Here is a 21,952-nt window from a genome sequence, read left to right on the forward strand (position 1 = left end):
TTCGTTACTTCGTACTGTTTTCATAAGCTATATCGTTATTAGTTAATAATGAATTTGATACAATACAAAGTTAACTAAAATGGTATAGCTTTTGTAGTGCTATCTCGTGCTATCCGTCTTTTCCGATTTTAAACATAGGAACTATTTTATATGATTATCCGATAGAACCGCCTTCCGCCCAATCGGAGGCAGTCGATTGTGTCACTATAATTTCATTTTCATATACGGTGATCAGCAGGTCGAATTCCTGCTCCATGTTCCGGTCCATATCCATCGGGAGTTTGGAGAAAAAGAGGTGGAGATCGAGATCGCCGATGACTTGTTCGCCATCGCGCCAAAGGCTCCACAGCTCGTGAGTGCCGGCCGTATAACGATAGGTGACGAATTCGCCGGTCACTTCGTAGTCGTAGTTCATGGCGGCCCGTGTTTCGTGATAGGTTATTGTTTTTCCGCTCCGGGGAATCGTATAACTGCCATTGCCCGAGGGGACGGTCTGTTCTGTTCCTCCGGTAAAGTCGTAAAGGGCGGGGATGCCTTTCAGGCGCATCCGCCAGGTACCGTCGAGCGGAGGTTTTTCTGCGGTACGCCACTGTACGGTGATGTTGAGGGCGGCGTGGGCATGCGACAGGTAGACGCGCTGACGTTCCGTAATCCCGTCTTTCAGGGTGAAGGAGGATGTGCCGTAATAGAGCCGTGCCGTGTTGCCGCGGTATCCGGGAGGTACTCCGGAAGTGATGGCGCTCAGTGTCATTTCGTTCATATTATAATCGCTTTTAGTTGTTACCGTAGTTGCTTCTTTCCCTTCTTCGCCCAGGTTGCCCCAGACAACGAGGGTGTAGGTGCCGTCTTTCAGGTCGGCGTTCCATCCGGTGACGCTGTCGCCGCGCAGGGTGGTGCCAGCCAACAGGTTACCGTCTTCATCGAACAGGTATTGACGGATATTGTCTACGTAGGTGGGCAGTGCGTTCTCGGCACTGCTTCCGGCGTACCAGTATTCCATCCGGACGTTGTACGGACAGACCGACGGTTCGTCGCCGAAAGAGCAGGCAGTCAGCATGGCTGCCATCACTCCGCAGACTATATATATTATCCGTTGTTTGTTCATTCTTTTATCATCCTTTCAGCCTGTTGCAAGTTTGCTCTGGCTTTGCGGGGTTCTATCCCGACGGCTTTGCGAAACCAGATGGCGGCACCTTCGGGGTTACCTTCCAGGAGGTTGAGCACACCTATGTTGTTCCAGGCACGCGGGTCGGCTTCTGCCTTCCGTAGGTAATTCCAGGCCGAGATCAGGTCGCCCGTCAGCATCACGGCAGAGGCGGCGTTGACGTTGGCTACCACATCGTTCGGGAAATGGTAGGCGGCCACTTCGTACACTTCGCGGTACTGGTCGCTTCCGGGACGGTAGTAACAGGCCACGGCATACATTTCGTCGAGGCTGAGCAGGTCGGGATGCGTATAGATCAGTTCGGAGGCTTCCGCACCGTTCACTTTCCTGACATCATATTGCACTACTACTTCGATACGGCGCAGTTTCGGGAAGAAACGGTACAGCATATCCTTGTAGGGGGCACCTCCCTGCAGGCCCATCAGTTGTTTTTCGCGTCCGTTGAAGATGCCGTAACGGCGGATAATGTCGAGAGCGGCATCGGTGTAAGGCGGACGGTATTCCTGTAGCAGGTCGATCAGGCCTTCCCAGTCTTCAGCTTCCGACGATACTTCGATGCTGCTGCGGGGAATGTTGTAGGCATCGCGTAGGTAGCGGGCAAAAAGCCCCGAACGCGCTTTGGCAAGCTGTTCGTTATCGCCATAAGGTCCGTCGGGGGAGGAATATCCCCGGATGCGCAACCGGCTGAGCGTTGAGAAACGGTTATCGGTAAGGGGAGCCAGTATCTGGTCTACCTTACTGATCTCTTCCCGGTTGTTTTTGTAATCGGGATATATATCGTCTTTCCCCAGCGGATAGTCGAAGTAGAGGACAGCGCCTTCTGTGCGGTGTTTGTTGTCCATGCTGCCTTCCGACGGCAGGAAAGAGACCATAGTTGCGTACTGGTCTACATCGGCGATGCTTAAAACGACGGGGGCGGCGGGTTTCCCTGTCGCAGGTATAGTATTATATGTATAGGCGGTGGTGTTTCCGCCCGGTGTTCTTTGAATAGGTTCCCCCTGAACTGGCCGGGATTGAGGTTTGGCTTGGAATTCGTATTCCCGAACAGCCGGGGGAACCGAAGATATCAACAGACTTCGTTTCAGCGTATCGAGTGCCAGCAGCTCCTTTCCGCAGCATTCCTTATATTCCTGCCGGAGCAGGAGTGAGGCTTGTTGCATCCAGGAGGCATAGAGCACTGCTATTTGGTAATTGATTGGAGCGTTCGAATTTCTTCCTGCTACTATCAGCCGGAAAGGTTGTGGTTCATTTCTGTCCGGCGAAAAGGGGGAGAGGTATGCTTCCCGGCGGTCGTTGCGCGCCCGGCGTTTACCACTGATAATAACGGCGGGCAGGGAAAGACTTTGTTTCTTCCTCCCCGACATGACAGGGGTAAAGAAAAGGGCTGTTCCGCTGCCGACGGAAATTCCGTCCAGATACATTGTCAGGTTCACATGCAAGCTGTCTTTTTTTACGTACAGTTTGCCGGGAACGATGCGTATGCCTTGCGCCGTAACTTTTCCATTAGAATGGAAACAAAACAGAACCACTAACAGTATTAATATTAAATTATGTAATAACGGGATGTGTTTCATATATATAACATGCTTCAAAAAGACTTATTTCAGAAAATAGATAACAGAGAATCCGATTCGTGTCGGTCCGATATAGCTCCTCGTGAAGGAGCCGACCTTCTCGCCGCAGTCGGCACATCGGTACTTATCGTATTTCATATAGGCGTATCCGCCTCCTATCATCGCTTCCAGGCCCCAGCGGTTGCCGATCGCCCAGTGATATCCGTAGGTGAGGCCTCCCCCGTAGAGGTCGCCTCGCAATACATAGTCTTTCAGACTGGATATAAAGGGAATTTGTCCGATATTGAAATGTCCGTAGTGTCCGTGTACTCCTACGAAATGTCCTTCAAACTTACGGCAGAACCAGTAGCGTGCTTCGGGTTGGATAAGGTATAGATTCAGTTTCATGTCGTTGGGGAATTTCCAGGCATTGTAGGCACCCCATACTTCTACCGTGAACTGTCTGGAGATACCAACTTCCACACCGGCATTCGGCGTAGTGGTACCCCAGAACAATACGTTCGTTTTAATTGCTGTTTGTTGCCCGTGAAGGTTAACAGATTGGCAAATTAATAGAATGAATAGGAGGTGGCGCTTCCTAATTTTACCCTTATACATATTAATACATTTAGTGTCTTATATCTATTCCGTCTCTTACTAAGAGACAGAATGTGGAATACAGGGTAATTGAGTTGGTCTGATTTTTAATGGAAGATGAATATGACAAATACCTCTGTAAAGAGAAATGTAAAACAAATTGTCAAACAAATTTTCCGTAGTTGTAAGAAATAGGCGGATAAATACTCAGAAATGAGATTTGTGCTGAAGTACTTTGAAAATATTATTTTTCAATAGGATTACTAATGAATACGTGCTGAAAGTAGAAGCATTTGTAAAACTGTCTGAATTGGGCAGTATTGTCAAACAATTGTTAAACATCTGATAAACAGAATGTAGAAGGCGGAAATATTAATAATTAATTGACATAATAGACCTGTGGGAAGGGATATGTACTAGGTGGCTCTTTCCTTAAAATATGTATCAATATTCAGAAAAGGACTGAATATTAAACTCTTTATATTTTATTTTTATCTCAAAACATTTGTTTTATCAAATAAATGTTATTACGTTTGCAACGTTTTAACAGACTATAAATTGTCTTTTCTGTCTCTTAGTAAGAGACGGAATTTATGGTTCTAAGACTTCCCTTGTTTTTCTTTCCCGAAACTACATATTTATTGATTTGATCGAGTTGGGGATTATCAAATGTCGCTATGTAAATGCGGGTTGTTTTTACAGAAGTGTGCCCCATGCTTTCCGAAATCATCTCTTCGGATACACCTTTGCTTTTTGCCGTAGTGGCCCAGGTATGGCGGGGTACATAGGTCGATAGTTCAGCATCTACCAGCTTGCCGATTTTTTTCAACCGCAGGTTTTGCAACCGGAGTGCATTTTCATATTCCTTATACGAAGGATCAGGCGTTCGCAGTACGGGAAATAGAAAAGGGGAATCGGAGTGATAGCGGTCGATCAGTTCCTGTATTTCCGGGAGTATCCTGATCTGTAGTTCTTGTCCTGTCTTACGACGCTTATAAACCAGGTGGTTCCCTTTTATATTGTCGCATGTGAGATGGGCAATATCGACGAAAGCCATGCCGCTGGTATAATAGGCGAACATCAGCAGGTCACGGGAGAAGATCAGGCCCGGTTTTTTCAATGTGGCATCGCTTAAATTCTTTATCTTTCTGATCATTTTCTCTTCTATGGCCCGCTTGGGTGTTTTTTCAATTCGGGTATTCACGTTTTTGAAGAAGTGTGTGCACTCTTTTATCAGTCCGCCGGCCGCTGCTTTGTTCATGATTGCCCGGAAATTGCGCATATAAAACGAAATGGTGTTATCCATCAGCTTTTTGGCTTTCAAATGTTCTTCATATAGCCTGATCAGTTTCTCATTGATTTCGTCTATCCGGATATTCTTTCCGATAAACGAGAGGAAACTGTTCCCCAGGCTTTGGTAATGGCGGGAAGTGGCCTCTTTTCCCTGCGCCAGGAGAATATCCGCCAGTTTTTGATATAGGCGGACAGGTACATGCTTGCGGACCTTTCTTTATACAGTTTAACGATGTCGTCAACGGAAAAGTCTTTGTTTGACGGCTGTTCTTCGATTATTTGCCGGATCATACGGCAGGTTTCGCAGACTGTTTCCGATACCTGCAACAGGTATTCGGTTCGTTGCCTGTCTGTTCCGGGCGGTATCTGTACCATTTCCCGCACTGAATCCCACTCTTCTTCGTATACCTTATTGTCTAATGGTATACGTTTCATTTTTCGACGGCAGATCAGCTGGATACATAGCGGGGTTTGTTTGCCCGTAACCTGCGATTTCCGGCGTTTCACTTTTACTGATACGTTATTCATATTCATAACTCGATCTGTTTATTGATGTTGGTAAACAACAAATATAAGCAGGATTGAGTTTAAACGGGGGAACCTGCCATCGGTGTTTTTATTTTCAATCGTATCACAAATATCAGAGGAATAATTATCCCAACAAAATTCTTTTTATATCTTTGAGCGGATTCTAACTTATATAAAATAAAACTATGGTACTAATTGTTTCTATTGTAGTTCTGGTCCTTTTGGCCTTGTGGATAATCTCGTTGTATAATTCGTTGGTGAAACTGCGGAATAACCGGGAAAATGCGTTTGCGGATATCGATGTACAGCTGAAACAGCGGCACGATTTGATTCCCCAGCTGGTTTCGACGGTAAAAGGATATGCCGCCCATGAAAAGGATACGCTTGAACGGGTTATCAATGCTCGTAACGGTGCGATGGGCGCCCGTACGATTGACGAAAAGATTAAAGCGGAAAATGCATTGAGTTCAGCCTTGGCCGGATTGAAGATTACGCTGGAAGCTTATCCGGATCTGAAAGCGAACCAAAATTTCCTTCAGTTGCAGGAAGAGATTGCGACCTGGAAAATAAACTCTCAGCTGTCAGACGTTATTTCAATTCGGCTACTAAAGAATTGAATAATGCGGTAGAGACATTCCCTTCCAACCTGATTGCCGGCATGTTCGGGTTCCATAAAGAGATCATGTTTGATTTGGGTACGCAGCGTGCAACGCTTGAAGAAGCTCCTAAAATTGAGTTTTAAGTATGCAATACGTTGGGATACAAACGCAGAAGATCCGGAATAATTTTCGCTCCCTGCTTTTGCTCTGTCTTTTTCCGTTGTTGGTTTGTGTGCTGGTGCTGCTTTTTTGTTATCTGTATGTGATGTTTTCGGCTGCAAGTAACCAAGTGCAGGGCGAAGTTACCCTTACTCAGTTAGCGATGGGTGTTTTTGTTCAGATCGCCCCGTATGTGCTGGGAGGTGTATTGGTCTGGTTCCTGATCGCTTACTTTGCTAACACCAGTATTATCAATTCGGCAACCGGTTCCATACCATTGAGTCGTCAGGAAAATAAGCGGGTGTACAATCTGGTGGAAAATCTTTGTATGAGCCAGGGAATGAAAATGCCCCGGATTAATGTGATCAATGATAATTCCCTGAATGCTTTCGCCAGCGGGATCAATGAACGGACTTATACAGTAACGCTTTCCAGAGGAATCATCAATAAGCTGGACGATCAGGAACTGGAAGCGGTAATAGCCCATGAGTTGTCGCATATCCGTAACCATGATGTGCGGTTGCTTATTATATCGATCGTCTTTGTCGGTATTTTTGCTATGGTTGCACAGATAGCTATGCGTACGGCCTATTATTCTTCTTTTTCCGGAAGAAAAAACGATAAGAATGGGGCCGCTTTGCTGATCGTACTCGTTTTGCTGGTGGCTGCGATTGGTTATTTCTTTTCCATTTTGATGCGGTTTGCTATTTCGCGTAAAAGGGAATATCTAGCGGATGCCGGTTCGGCAGAGATGACGAAGAATCCGCTAGCCTTGGCAAGTGCGTTGAGAAAGATATCGGCTGATCCGGACATCGAGGCGGTGAAGCGTGATGATGTCGCCCAGTTGTTTATCCAGCATCCCGGAAAACAAGCTGAGAGTGCTTTGAGCGGAATGAGCGGTTTGTTTGCGACGCATCCGCCGATTGAAAAGCGTATTCAGATTCTGGAACAATTTTAATGGAAACAGATGGATATATTATTAATCATAATAGGAGCGATTTGTCTGTTGGTTGGGTTTGCCGGTTGTTTTCTGCCGGTCCTTCCCGGACCACCGTTGTCGTATCTGGGGTTGATACTGCTTCATTTTACAAATAGAATACAGTTTACTGTAACCCAACTGGTGATATGGGGTGTGTTGGTTATTGTCGTACAGTTGCTGGACTATCTGACACCAGTGTTGGGCACTAAATACGGTGGAGGCAGTAAATGGGGAAATTGGGGATGTGTCATCGGAACCGTAGCCGGAATATTCCTGTTCCCGCCCTGGGGAATTTTATTCGGTCCGTTTGCCGGAGCGGTGATCGGCGAATTGTTGGGAGGAAAGAAATCAATGGAAGCTTTTAAAGCCGGGATAGGAGCTTTTATCGGATTCTTGTTAAGTGTTGTCGTAAAGATGGCTCTTTGCGGGTATTTTGTTTATTGTTTTATCAGTGCTTTGATATAAAAAGAGGACGTTGCCACAGTGATACTTTTGCAACGCCCTCGTTAATTCTTTCTTTGTTTTCTTTTTATTCAGCAGGAGTGCCGCCGGAAGAGATCACTTTACTGCGTTCGATAGATTGCAATGCCAGATAATTGTCTCCGAACTTTTCCAGATTCTCGATTTCTGTTTCGAACTGGTCCAGATGACCTTCTTCTTCTACCACCAGACCTTCGAATACTTTCTTTGTGGCTGAGTCTGCGTGTTGTGCACATTCGTTGGCCCATGCGTTGTAGTCGTCCACGCTACCGGTTTCCATTTCTGCTGCTTTTTCAAGCATAGCTTTAACATCGTGGATCTTTTCTACCGGACCGGAACATTTCATTTCCACTTCACCTTTCAGGAACAAGATGCGTTCGGCGAGGCGTTCTACATGCATCATTTCTGTTATAGCCGTACGTTTGAAAAGGCTGGACAGAAGGTCGTATCCCATATCGTCCAAACGGAAATGGAAATACATGTACTGGTTAACAGCTGTCATTTCATCGGCTACTGCTTTGTTTAGCAATTCAATACTTTTTTCTCTTTTAAGCATAATCGTTGAGTTTTAAATCTTGTTTTGTAAGACATCTTTATTCTAATGCCGTAAAGTTAACAGTTTCCATGATACAATGGAGGCGGCTTGTGATAATATTTTTTATCTTTGTCATAAATTCTATCAATTAAAACGAAATCTTATGACAAAAATACAGGAATATCTGGCTGCTCTGCCGGAAGATGAGAAAGCATTGTTTATCCCCGTGTTCGGAAGTGTAGATAAATTTTACACGGTGGTATATCTGATAATTCGCAATGAGCATGTGACGGACCAGGAAAAGCCGGAACGCTACGAAGACCGTTTGCAGGTGATTCGGCAGGTGAAAAATAAAGTGGAAGAGCTGGTTTCTTCTTATGGTTTGGACGGAAAAGAGATTGTGGCGGATATCGCCAGTGATTATTTTGAAGATTTTGTCAATTATAAAGAACCGGAACCGGACATAACGAATGAGGAATTTATAGCTATTATCCGGAAATTATAACAAACGGGAATAGTTCGTTTGTCGATACTTATACTTACACGATAATTCTAAACTTGAAATATATGAGAAACCTAAATCTATGTGCCTTATTCCTGTTGTTGGGAATGAATTGTTTGAATGCACAGATTACTGTGGTGAGGGACAGCAAGCCTGTTTCCCGTATCTTGGTGGAAAAAGGGGAAGCGGTGGATAATCAGGCGGCCCTTTTATTACAGGATTTTGTGAAACGGATAAGCGGCGCCTCCTTGCCCGTAGTGAATGATAAATCGCCCCGGAAAGGAGATATCGTCATAGGTGGGAACGATGTATCCGGACTGACCGAAGACGGTTTTCGTCTGAAGACTGATAATGGCATTGTTTTTATCAGCAGTGGTGGTGATAAAGGAAATATCTATGGTGTAGTAACTTTGTTGGAAGATTATCTGGGAGTTGCTTATTATGGAGCAAACGCCTATACGTTAACAGAACGTTCTACTGTCGTTATTCCGGAATTGGACAGGGCGGAGAATCCGGCTTTCCGTTACCGCCAAAGCCAGTGTTACGCTTTGCGTGAAGACCCGGTTTATAAATTATGGTTCCGCTTCGAAGAACCTTCGGAAGTATTTGCCGGCGGCATGTGGGTACATACATTCGACCGTATCATGCCCTCCGATATATATGGAAAGTCTCATCCGGAATATTATTCCTTTATTAATGGTGAACGCCGTCCCGGAAAAGCCAGCCAATGGTGTCTGACTAATCCGGAAGTATTTGAACTGGCATCGCAGAAGATTGATTCCATATTTAAGGCGAACCCAGGGAAGAATATGATTTCCGTCAGCCAAAACGATGGTAATTTTACTAACTGCAGTTGTCCGGACTGTAAAGCATTGGATGAACAGGAGGGAGGTCCTTCCGGCAGTCTGATTCATTTTCTGAACAAGTTGGCTGCCCGCTTCCCGGACAAAGAGTTTTCCACGCTGGCTTATCTGTATACGATGCATCCGCCTAAGCATGTGAAGCCATTGCCGAATGTGAATATCATGCTGTGCGATATCGATTGCGACCGTGAAGTTCCTTTGACCGACAATGTTTCCGGGCAGGATTTTATGAAAGCAATGAAAGGCTGGGCTGCTATTAGTAATAATATATTCGTGTGGGATTACGGGATTAATTTTGATAATTTTGTATCTCCGTTCCCCAATTTCCCGATCCTGCAAAAGAATATCCAATTGTTTAAAGAACATCATGCAACCATGCATTTCTCCCAGATAGGAGGTTCCAAAGGAGGTGATTTCCCGGAGATGCGTGCTTACATGGTTAGTAAGTTGATGTGGAATCCTTACCAGAATGCCGATTCGCTGATGCGTGCTTTCATGGATGGCTATTATGGGGCTGCCTCTCCTTATATTTATCAGTATGAGAAGTTGTTGGAGGGTGGTTTGCTTGCCAGCAAACAGCGTCTTTGGATATACGATTCACCGGTTACGCATAAAGACGGTATGTTGAATGCGAATTGCCGCAAGCGCTATAATGAGTTGTTCGATCAGGCGGAACAGGCAGTAGCCGGCGATCCCATCCTGTTGAAACGTGTGCAGTTGTCCCGTTTGCCGTTACAATATGCCGGACTTGAAATAGCACGCGCCAAAGGAAATCACGATTTGGAAGAAGTCAAAGCTAACCTGGCTTTATTTGAAGAACGTACGCGCGAATTTAATATACCGACCCTGAACGAACGGAATAATCCTCCGGCTGAATATTGCAAATTATATACCGAACGTTATCTGCCTGGTAAAGCAAAGAACTTGGCAAAAGGTGCGAAAGTGATCTGGCTTCAAGAGCCGTCCGGTAAATATAAAACCTTGGGAGAAACCGCCCTGACTGATGAACTGTTCGGTGGAACTACTTTTGTGGAAAGTTGGATCGGATGGGAGGGCATTGACGGTTCGTTTGTCCTTGATCTGGGTAAAGAGACACCGGTCAGCTCGATAGAAAGCGATTTCCTTCATCAGTTGGGTGCCTGGATATTGCTTCCGAAGAAAGTGATCTATTCCACGTCGTCAGATAATAAAACCTATCAACCGTTTGGTGAAAAGAGTTTGGCGGAAGATCGTTCCGTACAGGTTAAATTCGTGGGTGTGAAGTGTGAAGCCCCTTCTCCCGTGACAACTCGTTACATAAAGGTCGAGATTGAAGGAATCAAGACCTGTCCTTCCTGGCATTATGGGGTAGGCTATCCAGCTTGGTTTTTCTTGGATGAAGTAACTGTTCAATAGGAAAAGACGGTCGGAATTGTGTGAAATAACTTTTTTTGTATGTGGTTTGTATAAGTATATGCTGAATAACAACTACTTTTGCAGTTCGCCCGGAAATGAAAGCCGGAAGAAGATAAAAGAGTAGTTGTTTTTCAGGAATATACGGTATATCGATGAGTTATTTTATAAAGTTGAGGAATTGGTTCACTTCCCAGGAACATTTGTTGTTCTTGTTTGCGTTGCTGTTTATTGTTCCTAATTGTGTGTTGTTCTTTACGGAACCTTTGCCTGTCACAGTTGGAATCGCATCTTTGATATTGCCTTATGCCTTTTGGGTCGGCCTGCTTTTGTTGGCACGCAAACCGGGTATCGTTGTTTGGTGCCTGTTACCGAAAGTTATATTGGACGGGGGGCAGCTTGTGCTGCTTTATCTTTTTGGCGAATCGGTGATTGCGGTAGATATGTTTCTGAACCTGACCAGTTCGACCGCATCTGAAGCCAGCGAATTACTTGGAAATATATTTCTTGTCATTATAGGTGTCTTCTTCTTTTATACATTGCCAACTCTGCTGCTGGCTGTCTGGTCTGTCCGGATGAAAAAGAAGCTGACAAACTCTTTCCGAAAAAAATGGGCGGTAAGAAGTCTGGGTGTGTTTATACTGGGGATCATTCTTTGCATGTTGGCTCCGATACAAGGCCATATGGTTTCGCTGAAAAATGATTTCTATCCGGGAAATGCGCTTTACAACCTTTATTTTGCTATCAATAAAGCGGAAAAAAATAGTAATTATCATATTACATCATCCGATTTTACCTTCCATGCGACAAAGAACGTGCAGACGAAGGGAAAACGTGAAATTTATGTGTTGGTGGTGGGAGAGACGTCTCGTGCGATGGAATGGAGTTTGTATGGCTATGAACGTAAAACGACTCCTCGGATGGAGAAACTGGATGGGTTGGTTCATTTTACCGATGTGGTTACCCAATCCAATAATACTCATAAGAGTGTGCCTATCATTTTGTCTGCCGCCAGTGCTGAAGATTATGGGGTGATTTATGATGAGAAAAGTATTGTGACTGCCTTTAAGGAAGCCGGTTTTCATACGGTTGTAATTGCGAACCAGAATCTGAGCACGTCGATGATCGGTTCGTTTTACCGGGAAGCGGATACATTTATAGATATGAGCCAGTTTAAACCGAAGTCTGCTTATCTGACTTCTTTGCATGACGGTGAATTGCTCCCTTATTTGCAGAAAGAAGTGGATAAGACGGATGGTAATTTGTTTTTTGTGATTCATACTTATGGTTCGCATTTCAACTATCATGAACGTTATCCGAAAGATTTTGCATTTTATACCCCGGATAAAGCGGAAGGAATTCGTGCCTCTTATAAGAAGCAACTACGTAATTCTTATGATAATTCGATACATTATACCGATTATGTACTAGGTGAGATTGTGGATATGATGAAAAAAACGGACGCTTGCGTGTCGATGCTTTATCTGAGCGATCACGGGGAAGATATTTTTGACGATGCCCGTGCCCGTTATTTGCATGCGTCTCCAATCCCGACTTATTATCAGTTACATATACCTTATATTATCTGGTTTTCGGAGGCTTACCGGGCTACTTATCCGGAGAAATACCAGACGGCAATGACTCATCAGACTCTCCCGATCAGCACGAATAGTGTGTTCCATACCGTATTGGACCTGGCAGGAATACATACGGCAGTTTCCGATTCTACCCTGGCCGTTTCCAATCCGGCTTTTACGGTGCGCGACCGCATGTATCTCGGCGATCATGACGAACCGGTTCCTTTCTGGAAAGTCGGATTGAAGAATGCCGACTTCGAGATGTTGGACAAATGGGGAATTGTTTACGACAAAGATTGATATTTTGATAGAAACTTCTACCTTTGTTTTATGGCAGAACAAAGTGGACACATCACTCTCAAGGTTATTTTAGGTTATCTGTTGTTGGTTGCAATAGCAGTATGTTCTGTCGTATATATCTACCAAATCATCGAGCAGGTTGCCGGTGAGGAAGAACCGGACAGTAAAGCCCGTCAGAAAGTTTATCTCGTAACCAATACATTGTCTTTGCTTTATGAAAGCGAGGCGTTAGGGCAATTGGTCGGTATGCCACAGAATAATGTGAATCATTTTAACCGAACGTTGAATAAGGCTCACAGCAATATGGACTCCTGCGTGTCCTGATAACCGACTCCGTTCAGTTGTTAAAGATCGATACGATCGATATGCTTTTGAGGCAGAAACGACTGAATACCCGCCGTCTGCTTGAAACCTGGAAAGAAACGAATACGGAGCATCTTTATACGATTAATATCGAAAAGGTGATTGCCGAACAAGATACGTTTATCGAACAGAAGGAAATAAAAGAACATGTTGTAGTCAAGCAGGATACGATCCTTTCTCAAAAGAAACCCCGTGGCTTTTTCCGCCGTTTGGCAGATGCTTTCTCACCCAGCCGTGAAGACACGAGCATCATTGTCAATACGACCCGCCAGATAGTGACAGACACTTTGGTGAATGTATTCAATCCGGCGGATACCATCGCCAGTGTGTTGAAAAACTTGCAGGACAGTGTTGCAGGGCAGCGTAAATTGCTGGCTGATCAGTTGCTGGAACGTGCTGCCAATCTGCGTTATAATAATAGTATAGTTACCCGTAAGATTAACCAGATTTTGCGCGATATCGAGGAGGAGGAAGTGAATGCTTCGCTGGAACGTATGCAGAACAAACAGAAGATTCTGCGTGAGACTTCCTTGCTGATTGCCGGCATTGCTATTGTTTCTGTTATTATCGTGATTATTTTTATCTTCATGATCACTCGTGATATTTCGAAAAGTAAATATTACAGAATGCAGCTGGAAAAGGCGAAACAATATGCCGAAGACCTGTTGCATAGCCGTGAGAAAATGATGCTGACAATCAGTCATGATATAAGGGCTCCGCTTTCGTCGATCATCGGGTATATAGACCTTTTGCTGCGGAGGCATCCGGATGAAAGGCAACAATATTACCTGGATAATATGTCCGGTTCGGCCAGCCATATCTTGTCTTTGGTCAATGACTTGTTGGATTTCCACCGTCTTGAATCCGGAAAAATGGAGATACAGCGGGTGGCTTTCAGTGTATCGGCTCTATTCAATGAGATATTTACCAGTTTCAGACCGATAGCCGAATCGAAAGATCTGACTTTTGTCTTGAATCTGAAAGAAGAAGGAACGGAAAAGTTATATATCGGTGATCCGATTCGTATCCGTCAGATAGTGGGGAATTTATTGTCGAATGCCCTTAAATTTACCCGTGAAGGACGGGTTGTCATGGTGGTGTCTATCAATGCTCTGGCAGACAACAGTGCACTGCTGAATGTGTTGGTGAGCGATTCCGGTCCGGGTATTCCGCCGGAAGAACAGGAACGTATATTCGGTGAATTTACCCGTCTTTCAGCAACAGAAAAGGCGGAAGGGTTTGGACTGGGCCTATCCATAACCCGGAAGATGACGGTTTTGATGGGAGGAAACCTCTCTTTAAAGAGTGTCGTGGGGCAAGGTTGTGATTTCACAATAGAGCTGCCGCTTACAGTAGCCGATGTGCAGGTGCTTCCTGCTGCGGAAGAGGAAGCCGTGTCTGAACCGGAGCTACCTTCTTTTGTTGGTCGCGATGTATACTGTCTCCTGGTTGATGACGATCCGCTACAACTCGCTCTTACGGAAGAATATTTGCGACAGAACCATGTGGAGGTGAGTAGCTGCACTGACCCCTTCTCTGTTGTTACTTTGTTGCAGAAGACCTCTTTCGATGCTGTCATTACGGATATACAGATGCCGGGAATGGATGGTTATCAATTACTGGAAAGCATACGTAATTCCGGTATTCCGGGAACAGAGAATCTTCCGGTTATAGCCCTTTCCGCCAGCGTGGAGAACGAGCATGACCATTATCTGAAATCCGGTTTCACAGGATTTTTGAATAAGCCTTTTACGGCCCGGCAGTTGATTACCCTGTTAAATAAACTCTTGTCAACAGAACTGGTTGTTACCTCTGATTTCAACTTTGATTCGCTGACAGCCTTTGCTGGTGAGGACAAGGAAGCCTCCGCATCCATCCTGAAAACATTTGTGGAAGAGACAACCAAAAGCAATGCCTTACTCGAAGGTACATTGCAGAATGACGACCGGGAACAATCTGCAAAGATATCTCATAAGATGGTGCCGTTGTTTACCATGCTTGGTGCTACCTCATTGGTAGAGAAATTGAGAGTTATCGAAAAGAATGCTACCACTTTACCTGTGGAGGAATGGAAATCGCTGCTTTCGGAAGTAATCGCAGAAGTGAAAAAAATCATCAAACAGGCAATGGCCGTTTCGAAGTAAACGGTAGTGGAATAATTCTGTGGAATATCTTTGTGGAATTTTTCCTCAGTTGGGTATCTGTTTTCCCCGTTTTTTTGTCTTTATCTCTCCGTTGTCTAAAACATTTTATCTTCCTTTTCTGTTAAGTAGTAAGAGTTTATGATACATACGAAGACCTTTTGCAGATTCTGGCACGGTATTCGCTTTCATATTTACAGAATCGTAAGTGGACGTTTCTACATTTAAACCGTTTAAAACAAAGAAAGATTATTTCTGAGTATTCTATTTAAGTCTGCGAAACAAAAAAGGCATCTGTTGGGGATGCTTTTTTTGTTTCGTTTCGTTTGTTTGCCTACCTTTGTGCCCATTATTAAAAAAGACCAATAGTTATACCATGAAGCACGAAATGCCACTCAAGTCGGCACGCATTGAAGTTGTCGACGCCCTAAGAGGTTTTGCCGTTATGGCGATTATGTTTTTGCATAATATCGAACATTTTAATTTCTACGAATTTCCGGAAACGGTTTCTGCTTTTGTCAGAAGTCTGGATAAGAATGTATGGGATACGTTGTTTTTCCTTTTTGCCGGAAAGGCTTATGCGATTTTCTCGCTGTTGTTCGGATTCAGTTTTTTTACCCAGCATAATAATCAGGCAAAGAAGGGGAAAGATTTCCGGTTGCGTTTTCTGTGGCGGTTGTTCCTGCTTTTCCTGATTGGTTGTTTCAACGGGGCTTTCTTTCCGGGGGATATTCTGGTGCTTTATGCAATTGTCGGGGTCGTACTGATTCTGGTTTGCAGGTGGAGTGATAAGGCTGTGCTCATCACGGCTGTAATCCTGATGCTTCAACCGCTGGAGTGGGGAAAGTTCTTCTATGCTTTAAATAATCCGGAGTATGTTGCTGCTCCGGGACAATGGTTGGTGCATCATAAAAATATGTATCCTTATTTAAGTCAGCCGGATTTTTTGGCGATGGTGAAGTCGAACCTTTGGGACGGACAACTTTTCAGCCTGTTATGGGGATGGGGGCATGGACGTTTCTTCCAGACTGCTTCTTTGTTTTTACTGGGTATGTTGTTAGGACGTTGCCGGTATTTCGCGAATCTGGCAGAAAACCGCCGGTTCTGGCTTCGCACGTTGTTGGTGGGGGTGGTTTGTTTTATTCCGTTATATTATCTGACGGCGGCTTTACCTGATCTGCTGACGAATAAAAGTATGCTTGCTCCGATGAATACGATTATTTCGTCTTTCCGTAATTTCGCATTTATGTGTGTGTTGGTGGCCGGTTTTGTTTTCTTTTGGCAGCAGGTTTCCGGCTATAAGATACTGGGCGGTTTAGTGCCTTATGGAAAAATGAGTTTGACTAATTACCTGACACAGTCTATTGTAGGTACATTTATTTATTTCGGCTATGGCTTAGGACTCTATAAGTATCTGGGAGTTACGGCTAGTTTTGGAGTCGGCATCCTGTTGTTTATCCTTCAGCTGGGGTTCTGCCATTGGTGGTTAAAGAATCATAAACAGGGGCCGTTCGAAGGAGCCTGGCGTAAAGCTACCTGGATTTTTTCCTGATTTTCCGTTAAAATATATATCTTTGTCAGAGGTTTTAATCTAATAAAGTATATGCCGTCAATTCTTATAGTAGAAGATGATATAACTTTCTCTTTGATGCTTACTACCTGGTTGGGTAAAAAAGGTTTCGAAGTGAAAGCACTGAGTTCTGTTTCAGATGCAAAACGTCAGATTGAAAGTGTTCCTTACGATCTGATATTGTCGGACTTGCGTTTGCCGGATGGTGACGGGATCGACTTATTGAAATGGGTCAAAGAGAAATATGCCTCTTTACCGTTGGTCATGATGACGAGTTATGCGGAAATACAGACAGCTGTACAGGCAATAAAACTGGGTGCATCTGATTATATAGCCAAGCCTTTGAACCCGGAAGAGTTACTAGGGAAAATACGTGAATTGGTCAAGACGGCTCCTTCCGAACATCCGGTATCTAAGCCGTCGGAAGCCAGTACTTACATTGAAGGGCAGAGTCCTGCCGCCCGTCAGTTGTTCGACCACGTCCGCTTGGTTGCTCCGACGGATATGTCGGTACTGATTACCGGGGCGAGTGGGACGGGGAAGGAATATATAGCCCGCCGTATCCATGAGCAGAGTAATCGCAGTAAGGCTCCGTTTATTGCAGTTGACTGTGGGGCGATCCCAAAGGACTTGGCTGCTTCTGAGTTTTTCGGTCATGTGAAAGGTTCGTTTACTGGGGCGATAGATAATAAGACCGGTGCTTTTGTGGCTGCTCACGGAGGAACGATCTTTCTGGATGAGATTGGTAACCTGACCTACGAAGTGCAGGTACAACTTCTTCGTGCTTTGCAGGAACGTAAAGTGAAGCCGATCGGTACAAATGAAGAGATTGCTATCAATGTCCGACTGATCTCTGCCACAAATGAGAATCTGCGGACAGCCATCGATAAAGGTGATTTCCGTGAGGATCTTTATCATCGTATCAATGAGTTTACTGTCCGTATCCCGGATTTAAAGGAACGAAAAGAAGACTTGTTGCTTTTTGCGAATAATTTCCTTGATCAGGCTAATGCCGAGCTTCAGAAAGATATCATCGGTTTCGACAATGAGACAATTCGTATATTCCAGTCTTATTCATGGCCGGGTAACCTGCGTCAGATGAAGAATGTCATCAAATATGCCACCCTGCTGGCTACCGGCCGGTACATTACCCGTCGTGAACTCCCCGAAGAGCTGACGGAAGCCCCGGAAAAAGATACCCGTATCCACCTGAAAGACGAAACTCATGAATGCGAACTTATCAAACGCGCCCTCCAGGAATCCAATAACAACAAGACGCGTGCCGCCCAACTATTGGGTATCGACCGGAAAACGCTTTATAATAAACTGAAGCTTTATAATCTGGATTAGTTATACATCAATATATACCCATTCAAATAGGTTGCAAACAACAACCATATTATGTATGGTATGAAAAGTATTGAACTAGCTTTGTTTACTTGATAACTCTTCAATGTATAATTGATAACGAAGATGTCGAGCAACAGGATATTGATAAATCCGATAAGCGGGTTCTGGATATAAAAGAAACTGATGCTCCAGGTGAAATTGAAAAACAACTGGAAGATAAATGCTTTGATAAAGAACCTTCTTCGCTCTATGGTCGAGTTGATTAGCAGTCCGATGGATAACCCCATGCATACATAAATAATACTCCACGCAATCGGGAAAACAATATTCGGAGGAGTTACCGCCGGTTTGATAAGGGTTGGATACCAATTCTTTATTGCGTCAGCCTGGAAATAGCTGGCGGAAAGCCCTACAAGGAAACAAACCAGGATAGGGATAATAATATTCAATGCTTTTCTCATGATTTTTCGTTTTTCTTATTGAATAACAATGGGGACTTCGCTCTTGTTGTCTGAAAGTAAAAAGTTTTTGTGATATGTGATATGGGCGGGATATCGTATTGTGTTTTCTGCTGCTCCTGAAAATTAAAGGGTGAACTCTTTATTTTAAGTTAAAATATTAGCTGTTAATACCCTTTGGTATAGTATTTTGTTTATTTTTGTGTTTCGAAGGATTTGTATAATCTTAGTCTCTTTGGAATATGAATATAGAAGTGTTATCCGGAATCGCCCCGAGGCTATATGAATTAGTTGCTCCACTAGTTATGAGTTGCAGCGTTTTGCGGCAGAATAATAATTATCCTTTCAAAACATCAAAACATTATTTATGGTTTGTCGCTATGGAAAGAGACACGGTGATAGGGTTTATACCCGTTGAAATCAAAAGTACCTGTGTCGTTATTAATAACTATTATGTGAAAGGAGAGGACAACGCGGTATTGGCATCCCTGATCGATGCTGTTTTGGAACATTTCAAAAATATTTCGGTTGTCCGGGCCGTTGCCCATACCCGGCATAAAGAGCTCTTTGCTTCAGCTCATTTTTTCGTAACTCAAGAATGGAAACTATATAATAAAATGGAGTATAGATGTGATGATGAGAGAGAAGCTCAATGTGTACGAAGCAGTACAAGTTCGGTTGGATAAGATATTTTCCGACTTCGATAACGTATACGTCTCCTTTTCCGGAGGTAAAGACAGTGGTGTTTTGCTGAATTTATGTATTGACTACATACGCGAACACCGCCTGAAACGGAAGCTGGGAGTCTTTCACATGGACTATGAGGTGCAGTACCGGGAAACCACTTCCTATGTAGACCGCGTATTGTCTTCCAATTCCGATATCCTGGAGGTCTACCGGGTGTGCGTCCCTTTTAAGGTTCCTACATGTACTTCGATGTTCCAGAATTACTGGCGTCCGTGGGACAGGGAGTTGCAGGATTTATGGGTGAATAAGATGCCTGAAAACTCGCTTTGTGTGGAGGACTTCTCGTTTTATGATGAGAATATGTGGGATTACCAGTTCCAGTTAAAGTTTGCGGAATGGTTGCATGAAAAAAAGGATGCCGGACGCACCTGTTGCCTGATAGGGATACGGACACAGGAAAGTTTCAACAGATGGCGGGCTATCCATATAAAGAATAAAGTGCAGACTTACCGCCGGCTGAAATGGGTTCACCAGCTGGCACCACGTATATATAACGCTTATCCTATATTCGATTGGAAAACAAAAGATATATGGATTGCCAACGGCAGGTTCGGTTGGGATTACAATCACTTGTACGATTTGTTTTATCAGGCAGGAGTCCCGTTGGAAATGCAGAGAGTGGCAAGCCCTTTTATTTCCCAGGCCATAGCCAGCCTGAAATTATATCGGGCAATAGACCCGGATATGTGGGGGAAAATGATCGGGCGTGTCAACGGAGTCGGTTTTGCCGGGTTGTACGGCGGCACTTCCGCGCTGGGATGGCAGTCGGTCAAATTGCCGCAGGGAATGACCTGGAAGTCTTATATGGAATTTCTATTGGGAACCTTGCCGGAGAAGACGCGGGAAGGATATTTGCAGAAACTCTCCGTCAGCATAAAATTCTGGCGTGAGAAAGGCGGTTGCCTGGCAGAAAACACCATCGAGAAGCTGATACAGGCAGGAATTCCGATACGGGTTGAAGGCCGTACAAATTACAAGACGGTAAAGAAACCGGTTCGGATGGAATATCTGGATGATATCGATATTCCGGAATTCCGCGAACTCCCAACCTATAAGCGTGTCTGTATCTGCATCTTGAAGAATGACTACTATTGTAAATATATGGGCTTCTCACTGAATATTCACGAGAGGAAACAAAAGGAAGACATATTAAAACTTTATAACTCTGAATTATATGGAGGAATATACTAGTCCTGTGTACAAAGTAAGGGCTGTCCCTGTGGAAAAGGTGGTAGCCAACAGCTATAACCCTAATGTCGTAGCGCCCCCGGAAATGAAATTGCTGGAAGTCTCTATCTGGGAAGATGGGTTTACTTCCCCGTGTGTATGCTACTATATTCCGGAGGAAGACATCTATGAACTGGTTGACGGCTATCATCGTTACATGGTGATGAAGACATCAAAACGTATCTATGAGCGTGAACGCGGCTTGCTCCCCGTCACTGTCATCGAAAAAGACCTCTCCAACAGAATGGCTTCGACCATCCGTCATAACAGGGCACGTGGTACCCACAATATTGAATTAATGAGTCATATCGTCTCCGAGCTCTCCAAATGCGGCATGTCGGATGCCTGGATACAACGTAATATCGGTATGGACAGAGATGAGATATTGCGTTTGAAACAAATATCAGGTTTGGCGGAATTATTCTCTAATAAGGAGTTTAGCTTGTCGGAAGAATAATATGTTTTTAAGAAATGATATTGATAGGCATGTGATGAAAAGAAAATATTATCTTTGTATTCATAGGAGTTAATTAAATGAATCTTGAATACAGGACTTTTATTATGGATAAAAAAGAATTAGATATAGCCTATTTCCTTTCGTTCTGTATCGAACAATATAAAGTGAAACAAGGTTTATCCGGTGAAGATACGATGAACTTATTTGAAAAATATAATGTATTGTCATATCTGTCAGATAACTTTGAGGTACTGCATACTCAGGGTAGACAATGGCTAATGGAAGAAATAGAGGATTACATTACGAAACGAAAGGAGGAAGAATGAAGCTTTATCACGGAAGTTTAGATATAGTAGAAAGGCCACAAATACGGCTTGCTAATCGTACATTGGATTATGGTATTGGGTTCTATACCACTACTTCTGAAGAACAGGCTGAATTGTGGGTGAAGCGTAAAATCGGAGGAAAAGGTAATAAAGGTTTTGTCAATGTCTATGAGTTTGATTTATCTTCTATGGAAAAGTTGAAAACATTACGTTTTACGGAGCCTACAGAAGAATGGTTGGATTTTGTAATGGCGAATCGCACGAACAGAAATTTTCATCATAACTATGATGTGGTATATGGTCCTGTTGCAAATGACCGTGTTTATGCAGCCTTTGCTTTATATGAGGGAGGCCTGCTTAATAAGCAGGAATTAATTCAGGAGTTAAAGACTTATCTTTTGGTGGATCAGTTGCTGTTTTATACGGAAGATGCGTTATCTTATTTAATCTTTTTAGAAGCGAAGGAGGTTTAAAATGAACAGAGAAATTACAGATAAAAACCTTTATTTATTGTTACCTTCTAAAGTAAGCCTTTTAGCACAGATGTATGTGAAAGAACATGGAGGTTCAATAATAGAAGCATACAAAAGTTTTATCATTCCAATACTTATAAGGTTTTGGAAAAAGAAAATTCTAAACTGTGGCATTATGGTGCTGTGGCTTTATATGAGGAATTTATGGATTAATAGTCCGTTAAAAATTCAACATATCGGCTAAGCGGCTTCTGCCACTATGCCAAAGAGTTCTTTGATAAGTTTAGTATTAAAAGTTCTGTTCGGTTTCAGACCGGA

The 21,952-nt window shown here is 43.8% G+C and carries 19 protein-coding genes and 2 pseudogenes; 14 read left to right on the forward strand and 7 right to left on the reverse strand.

Translation table 11 applies throughout. The features are described from left to right. Positions 1-154: 154 nt before the first annotated feature. The 5 genes from DXA15_RS20590 to DXA15_RS20615 form a co-directional block, all read right to left on the reverse strand. Positions 155-1,105: a FimB/Mfa2 family fimbrial subunit gene (locus DXA15_RS20590; RefSeq protein WP_128135275.1), complete on the reverse strand. Its 951-nt coding sequence runs from the start codon at positions 1,103-1,105 to the stop codon at positions 155-157. Continuing rightward, positions 1,102-2,694, reverse strand: coding sequence for a DUF3868 domain-containing protein (locus DXA15_RS20595; RefSeq protein ID WP_233567488.1), 1,593 nt, complete (start codon positions 2,692-2,694; stop codon positions 1,102-1,104). The genes DXA15_RS20590 and DXA15_RS20595 overlap by 4 nt, the downstream gene beginning before the upstream one ends. Before the next feature lie 69 nt (positions 2,695-2,763). Beyond that, the gene (locus DXA15_RS20600; protein ID WP_128135277.1) at positions 2,764-3,336 is read right to left on the reverse strand and encodes a DUF3575 domain-containing protein; all 573 of its coding nucleotides are present in this window, start codon (positions 3,334-3,336) and stop codon (positions 2,764-2,766) included. Between the two features lie 553 nt (positions 3,337-3,889). Next, positions 3,890-4,783: a site-specific integrase gene (locus DXA15_RS20605; protein ID WP_309296730.1), complete on the reverse strand. Its 894-nt coding sequence runs from the start codon at positions 4,781-4,783 to the stop codon at positions 3,890-3,892. Next, on the reverse strand, positions 4,681-5,142 hold the full coding sequence (locus DXA15_RS20615) for a hypothetical protein (protein ID WP_128135279.1): 462 nt from the start codon (positions 5,140-5,142) through the stop codon (positions 4,681-4,683). Before DXA15_RS20615 ends, DXA15_RS20605 begins: the two co-directional genes overlap by 103 nt. 179 nt (positions 5,143-5,321) lie before the next feature. On the opposite strand from DXA15_RS20615, the pseudogene DXA15_RS20620 reads away from it, so the two are divergent. The 3 genes and pseudogenes from DXA15_RS20620 to DXA15_RS20630 all read left to right on the forward strand — a co-directional run bounded on the left by DXA15_RS20620 (position 5,322) and on the right by DXA15_RS20630 (position 7,338). Beyond that, positions 5,322-5,878 (forward strand): annotated as a pseudogene (locus DXA15_RS20620) (LemA family protein). Between the two features lie 2 nt (positions 5,879-5,880). After that, complete coding sequence (locus DXA15_RS20625; RefSeq protein WP_128135280.1) at positions 5,881-6,852, forward strand: M48 family metallopeptidase; 972 nt, start codon at positions 5,881-5,883, stop codon at positions 6,850-6,852. 9 nt (positions 6,853-6,861) lie between these two features. Then, positions 6,862-7,338 (forward strand): DUF456 domain-containing protein, encoded by a 477-nt coding sequence (locus tag DXA15_RS20630; protein ID WP_128135281.1) that lies wholly within the window; start codon positions 6,862-6,864, stop codon positions 7,336-7,338. Positions 7,339-7,402: 64 nt separating this feature from the next. Here the strand turns inward: DXA15_RS20630 and DXA15_RS20635 are convergent, their stop codons facing one another. Further along, positions 7,403-7,909, reverse strand: coding sequence for a bacterioferritin (locus DXA15_RS20635; protein WP_128135282.1), 507 nt, complete (start codon positions 7,907-7,909; stop codon positions 7,403-7,405). A 142-nt stretch (positions 7,910-8,051) separates the two neighbouring features. On the opposite strand from DXA15_RS20635, the gene DXA15_RS20640 reads away from it, so the two are divergent. The 6 genes and pseudogenes from DXA15_RS20640 to DXA15_RS20665 all read left to right on the forward strand — a co-directional run bounded on the left by DXA15_RS20640 (position 8,052) and on the right by DXA15_RS20665 (position 17,946). Further along, on the forward strand, positions 8,052-8,393 hold the full coding sequence (locus DXA15_RS20640) for a hypothetical protein (protein ID WP_128135283.1): 342 nt from the start codon (positions 8,052-8,054) through the stop codon (positions 8,391-8,393). A 62-nt stretch (positions 8,394-8,455) separates the two neighbouring features. After that, positions 8,456-10,648 (forward strand): DUF4838 domain-containing protein, encoded by a 2,193-nt coding sequence (locus tag DXA15_RS20645; protein WP_128135284.1) that lies wholly within the window; start codon positions 8,456-8,458, stop codon positions 10,646-10,648. A gap of 152 nt (positions 10,649-10,800) precedes the next feature. Beyond that, positions 10,801-12,522, forward strand: coding sequence for a phosphoethanolamine transferase (locus DXA15_RS20650; RefSeq protein ID WP_128135285.1), 1,722 nt, complete (start codon positions 10,801-10,803; stop codon positions 12,520-12,522). A 30-nt stretch (positions 12,523-12,552) separates the two neighbouring features. Beyond that, positions 12,553-15,029, forward strand: a pseudogene (locus tag DXA15_RS20655) (hybrid sensor histidine kinase/response regulator). Positions 15,030-15,402: 373 nt separating this feature from the next. After that, the gene (locus DXA15_RS20660; protein ID WP_128135286.1) at positions 15,403-16,578 is read left to right on the forward strand and encodes a DUF418 domain-containing protein; all 1,176 of its coding nucleotides are present in this window, start codon (positions 15,403-15,405) and stop codon (positions 16,576-16,578) included. Positions 16,579-16,629: 51 nt separating this feature from the next. After that, positions 16,630-17,946, forward strand: a complete 1,317-nt coding sequence (locus DXA15_RS20665) for a sigma-54 dependent transcriptional regulator (RefSeq protein ID WP_128135287.1) — start codon at positions 16,630-16,632, stop codon at positions 17,944-17,946. Here the strand turns inward: DXA15_RS20665 and DXA15_RS20670 are convergent. Further along, on the reverse strand, positions 17,943-18,407 hold the full coding sequence (locus DXA15_RS20670; protein WP_128135288.1) for a TspO/MBR family protein: 465 nt from the start codon (positions 18,405-18,407) through the stop codon (positions 17,943-17,945). The genes DXA15_RS20665 and DXA15_RS20670 overlap by 4 nt on opposite strands. Before the next feature lie 377 nt (positions 18,408-18,784). Between DXA15_RS20670 and DXA15_RS20675 the strand changes: the two genes are divergently transcribed. The 5 genes from DXA15_RS20675 (at position 18,785) to DXA15_RS20695 (ending at position 21,634) form a co-directional block, all read left to right on the forward strand. Then, on the forward strand, positions 18,785-19,090 hold the full coding sequence (locus DXA15_RS20675) for a hypothetical protein (RefSeq protein WP_232430092.1): 306 nt from the start codon (positions 18,785-18,787) through the stop codon (positions 19,088-19,090). Then, entirely contained in the window at positions 19,038-20,342 is a 1,305-nt protein-coding gene (locus DXA15_RS20680; RefSeq protein WP_128135289.1) for a DUF3440 domain-containing protein, read from the forward strand. Before DXA15_RS20675 ends, DXA15_RS20680 begins: the two co-directional genes overlap by 53 nt. Further along, complete coding sequence (locus tag DXA15_RS20685; protein ID WP_007659314.1) at positions 20,326-20,835, forward strand: ParB/RepB/Spo0J family partition protein; 510 nt, start codon at positions 20,326-20,328, stop codon at positions 20,833-20,835. Before DXA15_RS20680 ends, DXA15_RS20685 begins: the two co-directional genes overlap by 17 nt. 104 nt (positions 20,836-20,939) lie before the next feature. After that, entirely contained in the window at positions 20,940-21,161 is a 222-nt protein-coding gene (locus tag DXA15_RS20690; protein ID WP_046150375.1) for a DUF3791 domain-containing protein, read from the forward strand. Beyond that, positions 21,107-21,634, forward strand: a complete 528-nt coding sequence (locus tag DXA15_RS20695) for a DUF3990 domain-containing protein (RefSeq protein ID WP_233567491.1) — start codon at positions 21,107-21,109, stop codon at positions 21,632-21,634. The genes DXA15_RS20690 and DXA15_RS20695 overlap by 55 nt, the downstream gene beginning before the upstream one ends. The last annotated feature ends 318 nt before the right edge of the window (positions 21,635-21,952 follow it).

It is taken from the genome of Parabacteroides sp. AM58-2XD (assembly GCF_003463685.1).
In the GTDB taxonomy this organism is placed as follows: domain Bacteria; phylum Bacteroidota; class Bacteroidia; order Bacteroidales; family Tannerellaceae; genus Parabacteroides; species Parabacteroides segnis.